Here is a 16,172-nt window from a genome sequence, read left to right on the forward strand (position 1 = left end):
GGAGGCGGGCAAGCACCCCGACAGCGACGAACTCGACTTCCCGCCGCGCTACCGGGTCGGCGCGGACAGCACGCTGAGCACCGACTACGAGCTGGTGGAACTCCCTCGCACCGGCACCGTCTACACCGAGGTCAGCGTGCACCTGCCGGTCCCGGGTCTGCGGACGCCCTACTCGCTGGTGATCGTCGAGCTCGATGACGTCGCGGTCCGGGCCCTGGTGAAGGTGACCGGAGCCCCGGCCGGCAGCGCCTGGATCGGCGACCGCGGCCGGCTGGTGCTGCGCCGGATCGCGGTGCGCTCCGGGGTGCCCGACTACGGCTACGCCTTCGAGCCGTTCGACCCGGCGGATCAACCGGAGGCGGTCGCATGAGACGCGTGGCGATTGTCGGCGCCGGGATGACGCCATTCCGGGAGCATTTCGCGCTGGGCATCAAGGACCTGTTGCCGATGGCTTTCGCCGAGTGCGCCGCGACCGTCGACAAGGGACTGGCCAAGACCGATGTCCAGGCGGCCTGGTTCGGGGCGCTGGGCACCACCGACGGCTTTCCGTCCGGGATCCTGGCCGACACACTGGGGCTGCCGGACCTGCCCGTCACCCGGGTGGAGAACTCCTGCGCCACCGGCAACGACGCGGTCCGCAACGCACTGTTCGCGGTAGCCTCCGGCGCGCTCGACGTCGCCCTGGTCATCGGCGCGGACAAACTCCGTGAGATCGCCACCAAGGACATGCTGTGGGCCTGGGAGGGGGCGGTGGGCAACATGGCGTGGGACTATCCGCTCGGCTTGGTGGCCCCCGCCGGTTTCGCCTTGCATCTGCAGCGCTATCTGCACGAATCGCCCGCCACCCGGGAACATCTGGCGATGGTGGCGGTGAAGAACCACCGGCACGGAGTGGCCAACCCCAAGGCTCGGCTGCGCTTCGAGATCACCCTGGAACAAGCCCTCGAAGCCCCCATGGTGGTGTCGCCGTTCGGCGTCTATGACTGCGCGCCGCAGAGCGACGGCGCGGCCGCTTTGGTGCTCGCCGCCGAAGACGTGGTCGACCGCTTCACCGATCGACCGGTGTGGATTCGCGGGGTCGGGCTGGGCCTGGACTCGGTGATGCACCAGCACAAGCGCGACATGACGACGTTTCCGGCGACGGTGCGCGCCGCCAAGCAGGCGTTCGCCATGGCCGGATTGACGCCGGCCGACATCGACGTCGCCGAAGTGCACGACTATTTCACCGGGGTGGAACTGATCAGCTACGAAGATCTCGGGTTCGCGGAACGGTTCGAGGCTTACAAACTGCTGGAAACCGGGGTGACCAGCGTCGGGGGCGCGCTGCCGGTGAACCCCAGTGGCGGTTTGAAATGCAAAGGCCACCCCCCGGGTGCCACCGGTGTGGCACAGTGCGTAGAACTCTTCGAGCAGTTGCGCGGTACGGCGGTCAATCAGGTCGATGGCGCCCGGATCGGCTTGGCGCACAACATCGGCGGTCCGACTGCGGTATCGGCGGTCACCATCGTGGAAGGGGGCGGCGATGGATCACGCTGACGGCAGGGTGACGGCGGGGTAATGGTTCTCGGGGCGACCGCAGATCCACCGTTGGGACGACAAGTCGACGACTCGGACCAGCGGGGTTCCACCGCGCGGAGACGTCGGGCCGTCGGTCAGCGCCGGGAGCAGCCGGCCTACCTGCGGCCCCTGGTCGGGCTGGTGACGATCGTGACGATCGCGGTGGTCGTCGGGCTGGCGATCGGCTTGTTCCGCGGCAGCTTCACCGGCACGGTGCCGGTCACGGTGGTCTCGCAGCGGGCCGGTCTGGTGATGTATCCCGACGCCAAGGTCAAACTGCGCGGGGTTCAGGTGGGCAAGGTCGGGGCCATCGATCCTCAACCGGACGGCACCGCGGTCCTGCGGCTGGAGATGCAACCGGAGCAACTGCGGTTGATTCCGGCGAACGTCACCGCCCGGATCGCCTCCTCGACCGTGTTCGGCGCTAAGTCGGTCGAGTTGGTGGCGCCGCCGGATCCGGATGCAACCAGGCTGCATGCCGGCCAGGTGCTGGCGGGCGAGCATGTCACCGTCGAGATCAACACGGTGTTCCAGCAACTGGTGCGGGTGTTGGACAAGATCGATCCGAAGAAGCTGAACGAGACCCTGAGTGCGGTCTCGACCGCGTTCAACGGACGCGGGCAGAAGTTGGGGCAGGCGCTCACCGACTTCGACAAGCTGCTGGCCGAGATCGAGCCCAGCCTGGGCACCCTGGAACACGAGGCCGCCACCATGGCACCGGTGTTCCGGTCTTACGCCGACGCGGCGCCCGATCTCACCGCCGCGCTGGGCGCCACCAACACCATGAGTGAGAGCATCGTGGCCGAGCAGAACAGCCTGGACACCTTCCTGATGGCCGCGATCGGTCTTGCCGATACCGGCAACGAGGTGCTGGGCGAGAACCGGCAGGCCCTGACCGACCTGACGCACGTGCTGGAGCCGACCGCGCAACTGTTGGATAAATACCACGAGGAACTCGGCTGCTCGATCGGCGGCTTGGTGCCGTTCGCCAAGTCCGTGCCGTTCCATGTGCCCGGCATCATCATCACGGCCAGCTTCACCTTGGCCAAGGAACGCTACCGCTACCCCGATCATCTGCCGAAGGTGGCGGCCCGCTCCGACCGTTCCTACTGCACCGAACTGGGCCTGCCCGACGTACCGCCGGAATACCGGGTGCCCGCGTTGATCGCCGACACCGGAGCGAACCCGTACGAATACGGCAACCAGGGCATCCTGCTCAACTCCGATGGCCTCAAGCAGGCGCTGTTCGGACCGATCGGTGGGCCGCCTCGCAACAGCGCCCAGGTGGGGATGCCGGGATGAGAAGAGAACTGGGACCCCTGGTCAAGTTCGGCATCTACGCCGCGGTGATGGTGCTGGCCACGATATTTCTGTTCGCGATCTTCGCCGAGGTCCGGACCGGACCGACGGCGGGCTACCAGGCGGTCTTCTCCGACGCCTCCCGGCTCAAGGCCGGCGACAGCGTGCGGGTGGCCGGAGTCCGGGTCGGCACGGTCGGTCGCGTCTCCCTGCGTCCGGACGGCACGGTGCTGGTCAAATTCCGGGCCGACCGGAACATTCCGCTCACCACCGGCACACAGGCCTCGGTGCGTTACCTGAACCTGGTCGGTGACCGCTATCTGGAACTGACGGACGGGCCGGGCTCGACCCGGCTGTTGCCGGTGGGTTCGGAGATCCCGCTGGAGCGGACTGCGCCCGCACTGGATCTGGACCTGTTGCTCAACGGCCTCAAGCCGGTGATCCGTGGACTCAATCCCACCGACGTCAACTCGCTCACGGCCTCGTTGATCCAGATCATGCAGGGCCAAGGCGGCACCATCGACTCACTGATGTCGCGGACGTCGTCGTTCTCGACCTCCCTGGCCGACAACAACCAGGTGATCGAGTCCCTGATCGACCAACTGCGCACGACGCTGGCCACTTTGTCCAACGGCGACAAGCGGTTCTCCGGGGCGATCGACCGGCTCGGCAAGCTGGTCGCCGGGCTGGCGGCCGACCGCGACCCGATCGGGACCGCGGTGACGGCACTGGACCGCGGCACGGCGTCGCTGGCCGATCTGCTCGGCAACGCGCGGGATCCGTTGACCCACACCATCACTCAGGTCGATCGGTTGACCACCGCGATCAACGCCGACCTGGCCGGCCTGGACATGTCGTTGCAGAAGGCGCCGGAGAACTACCGCAAGGCCATCCGGCTCGGCGCTTACGGCGGGTTCATCCAGTACTACCTCTGCGCGGTCCAGATCCGGGTCAGCGACACCCAGGGACGCACCGCGGTGTTCCCGTGGATCAAAGCGGAGGAGGGCCGATGCAGCGACACCGAGTGAGCAGCACGCTGCCCGGTCCCGCGCCGGCACGGCGGGGGGCCCGCTGATGCTGAAGTATCGCGGCGGCCATCTGAGCAGGATGGGCTTGATCGGCATTGTGGTCGTGGCCTTCGTGGTCGCGATCGGGCTGCAGCCCGAGCAGTTGATCCAGTGGGCCACCTGCGTGCGCTACCAGGCCCGGTTCGCCGAAGCCGGTGGCCTGAGCACCGGTGCCGACGTCACGCTGTCGGGGATCAAGGTCGGCTCGGTCACCGATGTCGCCCTCGACAACGGCGACGCATTGGTGACGTTCACCTTGGCCGGCAAGTACCCGCTGGGATCGCAGACCACCGCGCACATCCGCACCGGGTCGCTGCTCGGCGAGCGAGTGCTGACCGTGGAGCCGGCCGGCAGCGGCAAGATGCGTCCGCTCGAGGCCATCCCGCTCACGCGTACGTCGTCGCCGTACTCATTGGTCGACGTCGTCGGCGAACTGACCTCCAATACCGCCGGCACCGACACCGAGTCGCTGAACCGGTCGCTGGACACCCTCTCGGACACCATCGACCAGATTGCTCCGCAGTTGGGGCCGACGTTCGACGGACTGAGCCGGCTGTCCCGGGCGGTGAACAGCCGCAACGAAGGCCTTGCCGACCTGCTGAAGTCGGCCGCGGATCTCACCGGTGTGCTCTCCGAACGCAGCAAGCAGATCAATTCGCTGATCCTGGACGCCGACAGCCTTGTCGAAGTGCTCAACACCCGACGGCAAGCAATCGTCAACCTACTGGTGAGCACGTCGGCGGTGTCGCGGCAGCTGTCCGAACTGGTCGCCCAGAACAACGAACAGCTCAAACCGACGCTCGACAAGATCATCGAGCTGAACAAGATCCTGGAGAAGAACCGGGACAACCTCGCCAAGGCGCTGCCCGGCCTGGCGAAATACGAACTCACCCAAGGCGAGACGGTGTCCAACGGGGCCTACTACAGCGCTTACGTGCCGAACATCTTCCTGCCGCAGCTGCTTCAGCCGTTCATGGACTACATCTTTGGCTTCCGGCGCGGCGTCGATGCTGGGCAACCGCCGGACAATGCCGGGCCGCGTGCCGAACTGCCGTTCCCGATCAACGGGATTCCGCAACCAGGAGACTTGCCGCCCCGATGAAGACTCGTAAACCTCTGCAGATGGCGGCGGCCGCCCTCGTGGCACTGCTGCTGCTGGCGGGTGCGGGCATCCTGGTCCGCCAAACCATCTTGAAACCGACCCGGATCACCGCGTACTTCTCCTCGGCGACCGCGATCTATCCCGGTGACGAGGTCCGGGTCGCCGGGGTGAAGGTCGGCACCATCGACCGCATCGAACCGCAGGGTACGCAGGCGAAATTCACCCTGCGGGTCGACCGCAAGGTGCCGGTCCCGGCCGACGCGAAAGCTGTCATCGTCGCGCCCAACCTGGTGGCGGCGCGGTTCGTTCAGTTGACGCCCGCCTACCATCGCGGTGACGGACCGACCTTGCCTGATGGCGCAGTGATCCCGCGAGAGCACACCGCGGTCCCGGTCGAGTGGGACGAGGTCAAGACCCAGTTGAATCGGCTTGCCGCCGAATTGGGGCCGCGCAGCGGCGTCTCGGGAACATCGGCGTCGCGCTTCATCGACAGTGCGGCCAACGCGATGGACGGCAACGGCGCCAAGCTGCGTGAGACGTTGGCGCAGCTGTCCGGCATGGCCCGGATCTTCGCCGAGGGTAGCGGCAACATCGTCGACATCATCTCGGGCCTGCAGACCTTCGTGACTGCGCTGCGCGACAGCGATCAGCAGATCGTGGTGTTCGAATCCCGGCTCGCCACCTTGACGAGCGTGGTCAACGACAGCCGATCCAACTTGGATGCAGCTCTCACCGATTTCGCCGGCGCGATCGACACGGTGCGGGATTTCGTGGCGGGCAGCCGCGCCGAAACCGCCGAGGCGCTGAAGGGTGTGGCCAATGTCAGCCAGACGCTGGTTGATTCGAAGAACGCGATCCGCAACATCTTGCATATCACCCCGAACGCGATCGCCAATACGCTCAACATGTACAACGTGTCCAGCGGGACCCCGGTGGGTTCGTTCGCGTTTGCCAACTTCAGCAACCCGGTTCAAGCGATCTGCACGATGACCGGCGCGATCGGCAACGCGACGTCGACCGAGACCGGCAAGTTGTGCGAGCAATACCTCGGGCCGGCCCTGCGGCTGCTGAATTTCAACGGGCTCCCGTTGCCGATATCCCCATATCTGACCAAGGCGGCCAGCCCGGAGAAGTTGATCTACACCGACCCGGCGTTGATGCCGCACGCGGAGCACCCGGGCAACCTGCCCGAACAGGAGCCGTCGATCTCGGCCTACACCGGATTGCACGGTGACGTCCCCCCGCCCCCGGGCTGGACGGATCCGCTACAACCACGCGGCTCCTTGGCACCGGACGGACTGCCCGCCGCAGCGACACCGCCGCTGATCCCCGGGGTGCCGCTGCCGAGCCCGACCACGTTCGACGGAATGCTGCTGCCGGGCGGCCCGCCGCTACCCGGCCCGCCGCCCGGACCGCCGGGACCGCTGCCCGCAGAAGGGGGACCCACGCCATGATCGGTCTGCACTCACTGCGGCGTGGCGCGGCGGTCGCCTTCCTGGTCTGCTGCACTGCGACCGGCTGCGCCTTCGGTGGGCTCAACTCGATGGCTCTGCCGGGTGTTCAGGGCCGCGGAGCCGGGGCGCAGCATTTCACGGTCCAGCTGGCCAATGTCGGGACACTGGAATCCAATTCGCCGGTGATGCTCTCCGACGTGGTGATCGGCAGCGTCGGCAAGATGACCGTCAGCAACTGGCATGCCAACGTCGACATCGCAGTCAACCCCGGCGTCGAAGTCCCGGCCAATGCGGTGGCGACCGTCGGGCAGACCAGCCTGCTCGGTTCGATGCACCTAGCGCTCAATCCGCCGATCGGGCAGGCGCCGACGGGGCGGCTGATGTCGGGGGCCACCATCGGTTTGAGCGACTCGTCGACCTATCCGTCCACCGAGCAGACCCTCTCGTCGCTGGCGGTGCTGGTCAACGGGGGCGGGCTCGGTCAGATCGGTGACATCATCCACAACTTCAGCGCCTCCATGGCGGGACGCGAAGCCGACATTCGCGATCTGATCGTCCGGCTGGACAACTTCACCGGCGCGCTGGACCGGCAGCGGGACAATATCGTCGAGGCCATCGGCGAGATGAACCGGGCGGCCACGACTTTTGCCGGGCAGCGCGACACCATCAACCGTGCGCTGAACAAGATCCCCCCGGCCATCGACGTCTTGATCAGGGAGCGCCCCAAGTTCGTCACGGCGATGACCAAGCTGGGGCAGTTCAGCGACCTATCGGCCGGTCTGGTCAACGACTCCGGGCATCAACTGGTCTCCGACCTCATCCACATCGAACCGGCGTTGCGTTCGCTGGCCGACATCGGACCGGAGCTCAACTCGGCAGTGGCTTACGCCTCGGCCTTCCCCTACGGCCCCAACGCGATCGAGCGCGCCGTGCGGGGCGATTTCTTGAACCTGTTCGCCGTCTTCGACCTCACCAAACCGCGACTCAAGCGGGCCATGTTCGCCGGCACGCAGTGGGGCGACGAGGACGCAAAACTGGTTCCGGCGCCGGGTGATCCCTGGTACCTGAACTATTCCTACGATCCGCTGCAAGAGCCGATTCTGCGGTCATCGGGTCAGGCCCCGCCGGGAGCGGTGGCCTCGGGAGGCGGTGGCTAGATGCTGACACGCTTTGTCCGGATTCAGCTGATCCTGTTCCTGGTGGCGTCGGTGATCGGCGTGGCAGCCATGCTTTTCGGCTACATGCAGGTGCCGACCATGCTCGGGATCGGCCGGGTGGTGGTCAAGCTGGACCTGCCCGAAACCGGGGGGCTTTACCGATTCTCCAACGTCACCTACAACGGGGTGCAGGTCGGCACGGTCACCGATGTCGCGCTGACCGGCAACGGTGTGCGTGCCACGCTGTCGCTGGATCGGTCGCCGAAGATTCCGGCCGACCTGGTGGCCGCGGTCCGCAGCGTGTCGGCGATCGGCGAACAGTATGTCGACCTGCAGCCGCGCAGCGACGGCGGTCCGTACCTGCAGAACGGTTCGGTGATCGCGGCCTCCGACACCCAAGTGCCCCAACAGGTCGGTCCGATGCTCGATCAGGTCAGTGCCCTGGTCGACTCGATCCCGAAGGACAAGCTCAGCAATCTGCTCGACGAGACCTTCCAGGCGTTCGACGGTGCCGGCTACGACTTCCAGTCACTGCTCGACTCGGCGACCACCATCAGCGGCGACGCCAACCGGGTCTCGGACAAGGTACGCAGGCTGGTCGACGACGGTGCGCCACTGCTGGACTCCCAGGAACGAAGCACTGATGCGATCCGGACCTGGGCGCGCAGTATGGCCGGGATCTCCGAACAGGTAGCCGCCAACGACCCACAGCTGCGCGCGATCCTGCAACGCGGCCCCGGATTCGCCGACGAAGTCTCGGGCCTGATGCAGGATCTCAAGCCGACGCTGCCGATCCTGCTGGCCAACCTGCACACTCTCGGGCAGGTGCTGATGGTCTACAACCCATCGCTGGAGCAGTTGATGGTGCTGCTGCCCGGATACATTGCGGCCCAGCAGTCATTCGGTCTGCCCAAGAACAACCCGACCGGGCTGCCGCAGGGCGACTTCACGCTCACCTTCGGTGACCCGAATCCCTGCACCGTCGGGTTCCTGCCGCCGTCATCCTGGCGTTCGCCGGCCGACACGACCACGATCGACACCCCCGACGGTCTGTACTGCAAACTGCCGCAGGATTCACCGGTATCGGTGCGCGGCGCCCGCAACTTCCCCTGTATCGAGCACCCGGGCAAGCGCGCGCCGACCGTCGAACTCTGCGACGACCCCAAAGGGTTCGTCCCGATCGCGATGCGGCAGCACCTCACCGGCCCCGGGGCGTTCGACCCGAACCTGCTCAAGCAGGGCATCCCGGTCGATGACCGCGTCGACTTCAGTGACCGGCTCTTCGCTCCCGTCGTGGGCACCCCGCTGCCGCCGTGGGCCACCCCGTCGGGCACGCCGCCCGATTCCCCGCGGCCGGTGGTGCCGGCGCCGCCGCCGCCGTTCGCCGGGCACGACGGGAGTGCTGACCAGACGCCCTCGGTCGCCGTGGTGCCCTACGACCCGAACACCGGCAAGTACATGACCCCCGACGGGCGCTACGAGCAGCAAACCAACCTGGTGCCCGGTTCCGGACCCAAGTCGTGGACCGACTTGATGCCATCTTGAGTGCCGAAGGAGGACGTATGCGCGCACGTGAATTATTTGTCGCCACAGCGGCTTTCGGACTGGTCGTAGCGGCGACACCCGCACCGCCGGCGCAGGCGGGCCTGGGCTTCGAGCTCAACGGCCCCTACCGGGTCATCTCGAAGGGGGACTGGGCCAAGACCAACGAGGTCTTCATGAACGAGGCCACCGTCTCGTCGGTGTGGATGTTCAGCTCCAGTTGCGAGAATGCGCATGTCTGTACCGGACAGGTGAGCAGCGACCAGGGCTGGACCGCTCCGCTGGAATTCCGCACCTCGCGTTGGATCGTCGACCGGTTCCACGAGAACTGGCAGACCTGCCCGGATGGCACCACGTCGCCTGGCCGGCAGCGCTACCAGTTCCAGGGCAGCGACCTCAACGGCCAGTACGACAAACGCAATATCGACCTGCTGGTCGGCTACGACCGGACGATCGGCGTCTCCGGGGCGTGCGGACGCAACCAGCCCACGGTGATCCTGATGCCGCTGAGCGTGCAGCGGCTCTAGGTGTGAGGGAAGAAACCATGCAGGACACCCGGGTGATGATGGCGTTCGCGGCGGCAGCTGTCGCCGCCGGGGCGGCAGCCGCGGTGACCTCGGCTGCGCCGACGGCTGCCGACCCGTACGTGCCGATGTGCGACGTCCCGGCGTGCACTCCCGGAATCATGCCCAATGTCGTGCTGGGTGCGCCATGCTCCAACACCACATATTTCGTCTTCGGGTCTGCGGTCGCAGGGCCGTCGACCCTGCCGGGCCGGCTGGTGTACTGCGCGTCGCCGCGACGCTACGAACCGCGCTGGTTCCGGTCGCCGGAGATGCACGGCATCAAGGAGGAGGGCAGCAAATGTGACTCCTACGACGGCGAGGTGGCGCAGGCGCCGGATGGGCTTTTCCTGACCTGCGTCGCCGACGGCGAAACGTTGTGGCGTCGCGGTGATCTGTAGCAGGACAACGCTTCTGGTCGAGGGAGTTCACCCATGATACGAACCACTGTCGGTGTGGCGCTCGGCGCGCTGGCCGCGGCAGCCGTTGCCACAGCCGTGGCGCCGGTGGCCGCAGCCGACATGCGCTACGGCAACTATGAGGTCCTGAGCAACCGGTGGACGGATGCCACCTGGGTGTGGGCGGCCTACCCCTGCGAGACGATGGGCAAGTTCGATGACCTGCCGGCCGGTTGCGTGACGGTGAGTGCGATCGACCGGCCGCATTTCTTCGGCCGTGGATACTACGGCGGGACCGCCAGACTGGTCGACGGCCAGTACTCGTTCACCTCGGATTACCCTAACGGCCTGAACTGTCCGTTCGGGCCCTCGATGCCGACGCGCGACACCTACACCTGGGATGCGAACACGCTGACCGGGGTCGTCGAATCACATTTCGACGTGGGCTGTATGAATGGCCCGGGCGGGGTGAACACCTGGACCTTCGCCCTGGTGCGCATGTAGCGCCGCGGTCTGCGCACCCGGTCGGCTACACCGGGTCGAATGAAGAGATCAGCCAGCGGTCGCCGTGCTTCTCCAAGCCGACCTTGACGCTGCTCATCGCGAACGAGCCGTCCGGGTTGGTCTTGCTGATCGTGGTCTGGTTGAGATAGATCAGCACCTCGGCGGAGCTGGGATGCAAAGACACGATGCCCTTGCGAACCACCGCGGCCACCGTCTGTACTTCTTTCTCCTTGACCGCCGGGGTAACGACCTTCTGGGTGAAATCGGTGTAGTGCGAGAGGAAGTCGCCGGTGAGGTGGCTCTCGGCGGCCGCGAAATCCTGCTCCATCGTCTTGGGCGCATACGTCAACACCGCGACCGCGCCGTCGGCGGCGGCAGCCATCACGGCCTGCTCGGCCGCGGGCCCGAGTTGCTGATCGGCCCGAAGCACCCCGAAGTACAGCCAGCCGGCCAGTGCCGCCGACGCCAACAGCAGCCCGCCCAGCGTGGCCGCGACCCAGCGCGCCGTTGAGACCGTCGGGCCGGCGTGGGGTTGCTCGGTCGGTGACTGCTCCGCCGACGGCTCGCCACGCTCCGGGGCGTCGTCCGTCTCGGCAGTCACCGATTCGTCCCGGGCCGCCTCGGGTGTCGGGTCATCCTTGTCGGATTCGCTCATGCTGCGAAGTCCACCTTCGACATCTTGACCTGGTCGCCTTCCCGGGCCAGGTGCACGGTTAGGCGCCAGCTACGCGGTTCCTCTTTGGCTCCGGCGGTATTGGTGACCTTGGTGTTGGCCGCGACCAGCACCACCGCCTCGTTGTCCGACATCGACTCCACCCCCGCGACCGCGGTGTCGACCGTGGTGACGGTTTTCGACTCGCGGGCCACCTTGGTGAAGTCGCCGGCGTGGGCTTCGAAGTCCTTCTTGAACTCGCCGGTCGAGTTGTCCAGGATCGCCTTGACGTTGTCATCGACGGTTTCGTAATTCAGCGTCATCAGCGTCACCACGCCCTGACGTGCGGCCGCGGCGTACTCGGCGGATTGACGTTGGCGCTGGGCGACATCGCGATGATGGGACAGCATCAGCACATCGACGGCGAGAAACGCCCCGATCGTGAGCACGGCCAGCGTCGCGGCCACCCACCGCAGCCGCCTCCAGATGCCCACGACCTTGCCGGGCTGCTCAGCCGGTTCCTCGACGGCACCCGCATCGGCGCCCGAGGCCGGCTCACCGGCTTCGGTGTCCGCGGGTTCGACGTCCGGTGCGGCCTCCGGCTCAACCGCGTCGGTGGATTCGGGCTCGGCCCCCCGCTGAGCCTTGAGCAGCTCCGCGCGGGCGCGGGCCAACTCCGCCGCCGCCTCGGCGGCCTTCGCCTCCGCTTCGGCCAGCGTCAGCGCGTCCTTCGATGCGCGCTTGGCGGCGTGCTTTCCGCGGCCGTCCGGTTTCGCCGGATCACGCGACGGCATACGCCCTCCTGTCCGATGTCCACCCAGCTCCCACGAGTTCAGGCACCCTCGCAAGACCGCTTCGAAACGGTAGCACCAGGGCCCCTCACCAGGTGCGCAGCGAGCAGAGCGCGCCCTTGGTGCCCGCGTCGGTGGCAACGACGACGTCGTCGACGCGCAGTTCGCAGACGAACCCGGGCGAGGCCAGCTCGGGATGCATCCCGGGCAGCGACACCACCACCATCGCCCAGTCCTGCGGGTCGGCCAGCGTCGTCTCGAATATCCACGGCTGGTTCGGTCCGACGGTGACATCGGCACGCGGGCTGTACTGGTACGGATTGTGGCTGTACTCGCCGAAGTTGGGCGGCTGAACCTCGCGGTAGTAGACCAGCGCCTGCGCGGTTTGTGTCGCACTGACCAAGTAACGGACCCGGTGCGGTGCCGGATCGTCGGCGCCCGCCGGCGTCGCTGTCGCCAGCGCAGCCACGAGCGCAACGCCACCCAGCAACGACTGCGTCAACAGGGTTCTCACGGACTCCTCCACTGCTGCGCGCCGGCCGGAGCGGCACTGCCAAAGATCCGAATTCTTTGCCAGGAAGAATAACATTTCCGTCGGTTTGGCGCTGGACGAGCGCAGCGCCGGCGGCGAATCAGCCTTCCGGGCCGCGCCGAGCGTGTAGTCAGTGCGAAAAATCGCGGGAAAAATCGCCGTGCGTGCACGTTGGGCGCAGCCGTGCCGGCGCCGTTGCTCAGATCTCCGGAGCCCTGGTGGCCGCCGCTCGTCCGGCGCGAAACCCGAAGACCATCGCGGGGCCGATGGTGCCGCCCGCCCCGCCGTAAGCACGGCCGGTCGCCCCGGCCATCGCATTGCCCGCGGCGAACAAACCCGCGATCGGCCCCCCGCTGACGTGCAGAACGCGGCCGTCGTGGTCGGTGCGCGGGCCGCCCTTGGTGCCCATCGCCCCCACCGACAGCGGCACGGCGTAGTACGGGGCGGCGTCGAGCGGGCCGAGGGTGCGACCGGCCGGGGTGTCGGCGTGATCGTCGCCCCAGTAGCCGTCGTAGGCGCTGGCGCCCCGCCCGAACTCCGGGTCCGCACCCGCGGCCACATCGCGGTTCCAGGCCGCAACCGTCCGTTGCAGACCGCCGGCATCGATGCCGGTCCTGGCGGCCAGGCTGGGCAGGTCGGGCGATTCGCAGAACCAGTCCGGTGCGCTGCCGCCGGGTTCGACGCCGAGGAATCCGTAGCGCTTGAGGTGCACCGAGTCGAAGACGATCCACGCGGGATCGTTGACGTAGCCGCCGCGCGGCTCCAGGTAGTGGAAGGCGCCGGCCATCGAGTTGTAGTCACAGGCCTCGTTGACGAACCGGCGCCCGGACCGGTTGACGATGATGCTGCGTGGCCGGGTGCGCTCCAATCGCACACTGCGGCTGCGCTGTTCGCCATCGATGGTGTCACCGGGGATCCGGACGATCGGTACCCACCACGCTTCGCCCATGTTGGCCAGGTCGGCGCCGTGCGCCATCGCCATGCGCAGGGCGTCGCCGGTGTTGGTCGGCGGTGACACCGCGCCGTGCATGGGGCCGCGCAGAAACGCCTCCACCAGGGCGGTGTCCCATTCGAACCCGCCATTGGCCAGGATCACGCCCCGCCGGGCACGCACCCGGCGCGAGGTCCCGCCACCGTCGACCCGCACACCGGCGATGCCGTGTTCGCCGGCCAGCAGTTCGACGCCGCGACAGCTCGTCGCCGGCGTCACGCCGGCATCCAGCAGCCCCTTGAGCAGCCCGGCGATGAGCGCGGTGCCGGCCACGCACAGATCGCCGTCGGCGGCGTCCTCGATGTCGGCGTGCAGCCGGGCGCGGGTCTCGGCGTCGAAACCCACGTTGCTGTAGTCGGCCGGGAACGCAGTGATCCGGTCCGCCCAGTCACCCAGCCCGGTCAGGTCATAGGGCAGCGGGCTCAGCGAGCGTCCCCCGGACGGCCGCCCACCGGGCAGCTCCGGCTTGTAGTCGGGGAAGCCCGAGGCCACCTCGAAGCGGACGTCGCTGTGCTTTTCGACGAAGTCGACCATCTCCTGGCCGGTTCGCACGAAAGTCGCGACCAGTTCGTCGTCCATCGCGCCGAACGACTGCGCCCGCAGATAGTCCAGCGCGGCGTCGACGGTCAAGCCGGGAACCCGGTTGTGCGCGGGGATCCAGGCGATACCGCCGGAGACCGCGGTGGTGCCTCCCACGGTCGCAGCCTTCTCATATACGGCGACCGACGCGCCGTTGACCGCCGCGGTGAGCGCCGCGGTGAGCCCGGCGGCGCCGGTGCCCAGCACTACCACGTCGACAGTGTCGTCCCAGACTCGCGCACCGGCCGGCATTGACGTCTTCCTTTCGGGGGCAGGAGATTTCAGCTGAGGATCCCGGACAGCCGGTCGGCCGCCGCCAGTACGGCATCGCGGCCCCGCAGCACGACGTCCTCGCGGTGCGAGATCAAGTTGATGCAGGTGGGCGGTGCAGGCGGGCGGCGGCGGACCGGTACCGCCAGCCCGAAGGTCCCGGGCTCGATCTCGCCGTGGGTGATCACCCAGCCGCGCTCTCGGGTCTGCGGAACGATGTCGCGTTCGTCCGGGCGTCGCGGCATGGCGGCCAGTAGTGCGATCCCAGCCGCGCCGAGGCTGAGCGGATGACGACTGCCCTCGTGGAACGCCAGTTGGTAGCCGACCTGGGTGGGCACGATGACCGCGACGGCCACCTGCTCGTCGCCCTCGGCCACCAGCAGCGAGACCGTGGTCCCGAGTTCGTCGGCGAGCACCCGCAGGGTCGGCAGGGCCAGCTGGCGCAGATTGTTGTCGAACGAGGCGCCCAGGACGGCCAGGGCGGCTGCCGAGCGGAACCGGCCGTCTTCGCCCTTGGCCACCAGCCGGTAGCTGGTCAGCGTGTTCAACAAGCGGTAGGCGATGGTCCGGTGCACACCGATCTGGTCGGCGATCTGCTGGATCGTCAAGCCCTCGGGCGTGGCGGCCACCGCCTGCAGTGCGGCCAGGCCGCGGGCCAGAGTTTGCGACCCGGGCGCGGTGTCGGCGGCAGCGCCGGGCTTCGGCTTGGTCATCCCCACGGCCTCCTTGACATCCACCCATCCGAGAGTGATGCTCTTCAATATAACGTACATCGATGTGCGATAAAAGCACGTTAAATATGCTGAAAAATGAGAATCATATTTCCGCGCTGTAGGGAAAGAGGTGGCCGGTGCCGGAGTTCGAGAGCATCTGGAGCGATCTCCAGGGCGTTGCGTTCGAGCAGGGCTATCTCGATGCGGGCGGTGTCCGCACCCGCTACCTCCGGGCCGGTGATCCGGCCAAGCCGGTGCTGGTGCTGCTGCACGGCTCCGGCGGCCACGCCGAGGCCTACGTCCGCAATCTGGCCGCGCACGCCGAGCACTTCTGGACCTTCTCGATCGACATGCTCGGTCACGGCTACACCGCCAAGCCCGGCCATCCACTGGAGATCCCGCACTACGTCGCGCACCTGACCGCCGTACTGGACACGATCGGCGCCGATCAGGCCAGCATCAGCGGCGAATCGCTCGGCGGCTGGGTGGCCGCGCGTGCCGCGATCGACCACCCGGACCGGGTCGATCGCCTGGTGCTCAACACCGCCGGCGGCTCCCAGGCCGACCCGGAGGTGATGAAGCGGATCATCACCTTGTCGATGGCCGCCGTGGAGGACCCCAGTTGGGACACCGTCCAGGCCCGCATCAAGTGGCTGATGGCCGACAAGTCCAAGGACTACGACGACATCGTGGCAAGCCGGCAGCGGATCTACCGCCTGCCCGGATTCGTCGACGCGATGCGCGACATCATGGCGCTGCAGGATCCGCAGATCCGGGCCCGCAACCTGCTGGGACCCGAGGAATACGGCAAGATCACCGCGCCGACGCTGGTGGTCTGGACCAGTGACGACCCGACGGCCGACGTCGAGGAGGGCAAGCGGATCGCTTCGATGATCCCCGGCGCCCGGTTCGAGCTGATGCCCGGCTGCGGCCACTGGCCCCAGTACGAGGACCCCGCGACCTTCAACCGCCTGCACCTGGATTTCCTGCTGGGGCGCTGA

General features: G+C 67.5%; 17 protein-coding genes. 12 read left to right on the top strand and 5 right to left on the bottom strand.

What is annotated here, in order from left to right:
- The 11 genes from A5694_RS14575 to A5694_RS14625 all read left to right on the top strand — a co-directional run.
- The coding region (locus A5694_RS14575) for a Zn-ribbon domain-containing OB-fold protein (RefSeq protein ID WP_207516016.1) at nucleotides 1–370 on the top strand (370 nt) is incomplete at its 5' end.
- Nucleotides 367–1,536 carry a thiolase C-terminal domain-containing protein gene (locus A5694_RS14580; RefSeq protein WP_064922539.1) on the top strand — a complete coding sequence of 390 codons (1,170 nt, stop codon included), beginning with the start codon at nucleotides 367–369 and terminating at the stop codon, nucleotides 1,534–1,536. The genes A5694_RS14575 and A5694_RS14580, both read left to right, overlap by 4 nt.
- Nucleotides 1,537–1,557: 21 nt before the next feature.
- The gene (locus tag A5694_RS14585; RefSeq protein ID WP_234786593.1) at nucleotides 1,558–2,859 is read left to right on the top strand and encodes an MCE family protein; all 1,302 of its coding nucleotides are present in this window, start codon (nucleotides 1,558–1,560) and stop codon (nucleotides 2,857–2,859) included.
- Complete coding sequence (locus tag A5694_RS14590) at nucleotides 2,856–3,884, top strand: MCE family protein (protein WP_064922540.1); 1,029 nt, start codon at nucleotides 2,856–2,858, stop codon at nucleotides 3,882–3,884. Before A5694_RS14585 ends, A5694_RS14590 begins: the two co-directional genes overlap by 4 nt.
- 46 nt (nucleotides 3,885–3,930) lie before the next feature.
- A complete protein-coding gene (locus tag A5694_RS14595; RefSeq protein WP_064922541.1) occupies nucleotides 3,931–5,025 on the top strand; it encodes an MCE family protein in 1,095 nt (364 codons plus the stop codon).
- Nucleotides 5,022–6,479 carry an MCE family protein gene (locus tag A5694_RS14600; protein ID WP_064922542.1) on the top strand — a complete coding sequence of 486 codons (1,458 nt, stop codon included), beginning with the start codon at nucleotides 5,022–5,024 and terminating at the stop codon, nucleotides 6,477–6,479. The genes A5694_RS14595 and A5694_RS14600 overlap by 4 nt, the downstream gene beginning before the upstream one ends.
- Nucleotides 6,476–7,636 (top strand): MCE family protein, encoded by a 1,161-nt coding sequence (locus tag A5694_RS14605; protein ID WP_064922543.1) that lies wholly within the window; start codon nucleotides 6,476–6,478, stop codon nucleotides 7,634–7,636. Before A5694_RS14600 ends, A5694_RS14605 begins: the two co-directional genes overlap by 4 nt.
- A complete protein-coding gene (locus A5694_RS14610) occupies nucleotides 7,637–9,181 on the top strand; it encodes an MCE family protein (RefSeq protein ID WP_064922544.1) in 1,545 nt (514 codons plus the stop codon). It begins immediately after the preceding gene.
- A 17-nt stretch (nucleotides 9,182–9,198) separates the two neighbouring features.
- Complete coding sequence (locus A5694_RS14615; RefSeq protein ID WP_064922545.1) at nucleotides 9,199–9,705, top strand: hypothetical protein; 507 nt, start codon at nucleotides 9,199–9,201, stop codon at nucleotides 9,703–9,705.
- 17 nt (nucleotides 9,706–9,722) lie between these two features.
- Nucleotides 9,723–10,142, top strand: a complete 420-nt coding sequence (locus tag A5694_RS14620) for a hypothetical protein (protein ID WP_185746578.1) — start codon at nucleotides 9,723–9,725, stop codon at nucleotides 10,140–10,142.
- A gap of 33 nt (nucleotides 10,143–10,175) precedes the next feature.
- Nucleotides 10,176–10,643: a hypothetical protein gene (locus tag A5694_RS14625; RefSeq protein ID WP_064922546.1), complete on the top strand. Its 468-nt coding sequence runs from the start codon at nucleotides 10,176–10,178 to the stop codon at nucleotides 10,641–10,643.
- Nucleotides 10,644–10,668: 25 nt separating this feature from the next.
- Here the strand turns inward: A5694_RS14625 and A5694_RS14630 are convergent, their stop codons facing one another.
- From A5694_RS14630 to A5694_RS14650, 5 genes are all read right to left on the bottom strand, one after another.
- Nucleotides 10,669–11,298 carry a hypothetical protein gene (locus tag A5694_RS14630; protein ID WP_064922547.1) on the bottom strand — a complete coding sequence of 210 codons (630 nt, stop codon included), beginning with the start codon at nucleotides 11,296–11,298 and terminating at the stop codon, nucleotides 10,669–10,671.
- Nucleotides 11,295–12,089, bottom strand: a complete 795-nt coding sequence (locus tag A5694_RS14635; protein WP_064922548.1) for a VirB8/TrbF family protein — start codon at nucleotides 12,087–12,089, stop codon at nucleotides 11,295–11,297. Before A5694_RS14635 ends, A5694_RS14630 begins: the two co-directional genes overlap by 4 nt.
- Before the next feature lie 85 nt (nucleotides 12,090–12,174).
- Nucleotides 12,175–12,600, bottom strand: coding sequence for a hypothetical protein (locus A5694_RS14640; protein WP_234786590.1), 426 nt, complete (start codon nucleotides 12,598–12,600; stop codon nucleotides 12,175–12,177).
- Between the two features lie 217 nt (nucleotides 12,601–12,817).
- The gene (locus A5694_RS14645; protein ID WP_064922550.1) at nucleotides 12,818–14,440 is read right to left on the bottom strand and encodes an FAD-dependent oxidoreductase; all 1,623 of its coding nucleotides are present in this window, start codon (nucleotides 14,438–14,440) and stop codon (nucleotides 12,818–12,820) included.
- 29 nt (nucleotides 14,441–14,469) lie between these two features.
- On the bottom strand, nucleotides 14,470–15,171 hold the full coding sequence (locus A5694_RS14650; RefSeq protein WP_043336171.1) for an IclR family transcriptional regulator: 702 nt from the start codon (nucleotides 15,169–15,171) through the stop codon (nucleotides 14,470–14,472).
- 137 nt (nucleotides 15,172–15,308) lie between these two features.
- On the opposite strand from A5694_RS14650, the gene A5694_RS14655 reads away from it, so the two are divergent.
- Nucleotides 15,309–16,172 (top strand): alpha/beta fold hydrolase, encoded by an 864-nt coding sequence (locus tag A5694_RS14655; RefSeq protein ID WP_019736504.1) that lies wholly within the window; start codon nucleotides 15,309–15,311, stop codon nucleotides 16,170–16,172.

This window comes from Mycolicibacter sinensis, from assembly GCF_001667945.1.
Lineage (GTDB): Bacteria > Actinomycetota > Actinomycetes > Mycobacteriales > Mycobacteriaceae > Mycobacterium > Mycobacterium sinense_B.

Excerpts from the sequence above, each read along its gene's own strand:
- A5694_RS14635 (WP_064922548.1), bottom strand. The coding sequence starts at position 12,089 with ATGCCGTCGCGTGATCCGGCGAAACCGGACGGCCGCGGAAAGCACGCC.
- A5694_RS14590 (WP_064922540.1), top strand. The coding sequence starts at position 2,856 with ATGAGAAGAGAACTGGGACCCCTGGTCAAGTTCGGCATCTACGCCGCG.
- A5694_RS14645 (WP_064922550.1), bottom strand. The coding sequence starts at position 14,440 with ATGCCGGCCGGTGCGCGAGTCTGGGACGACACTGTCGACGTGGTAGTG.
- A5694_RS14615 (WP_064922545.1), top strand. The coding sequence starts at position 9,199 with ATGCGCGCACGTGAATTATTTGTCGCCACAGCGGCTTTCGGACTGGTC.
- A5694_RS14650 (WP_043336171.1), bottom strand. The coding sequence starts at position 15,171 with ATGACCAAGCCGAAGCCCGGCGCTGCCGCCGACACCGCGCCCGGGTCG.
- A5694_RS14585 (WP_234786593.1), top strand. The coding sequence starts at position 1,558 with ATGGTTCTCGGGGCGACCGCAGATCCACCGTTGGGACGACAAGTCGAC.
- A5694_RS14605 (WP_064922543.1), top strand. The coding sequence starts at position 6,476 with ATGATCGGTCTGCACTCACTGCGGCGTGGCGCGGCGGTCGCCTTCCTG.
- A5694_RS14610 (WP_064922544.1), top strand. The coding sequence starts at position 7,637 with ATGCTGACACGCTTTGTCCGGATTCAGCTGATCCTGTTCCTGGTGGCG.
- A5694_RS14625 (WP_064922546.1), top strand. The coding sequence starts at position 10,176 with ATGATACGAACCACTGTCGGTGTGGCGCTCGGCGCGCTGGCCGCGGCA.
- A5694_RS14600 (WP_064922542.1), top strand. The coding sequence starts at position 5,022 with ATGAAGACTCGTAAACCTCTGCAGATGGCGGCGGCCGCCCTCGTGGCA.
- A5694_RS14620 (WP_185746578.1), top strand. The coding sequence starts at position 9,723 with ATGCAGGACACCCGGGTGATGATGGCGTTCGCGGCGGCAGCTGTCGCC.
- A5694_RS14595 (WP_064922541.1), top strand. The coding sequence starts at position 3,931 with ATGCTGAAGTATCGCGGCGGCCATCTGAGCAGGATGGGCTTGATCGGC.
- A5694_RS14630 (WP_064922547.1), bottom strand. The coding sequence starts at position 11,298 with ATGAGCGAATCCGACAAGGATGACCCGACACCCGAGGCGGCCCGGGAC.
- A5694_RS14580 (WP_064922539.1), top strand. The coding sequence starts at position 367 with ATGAGACGCGTGGCGATTGTCGGCGCCGGGATGACGCCATTCCGGGAG.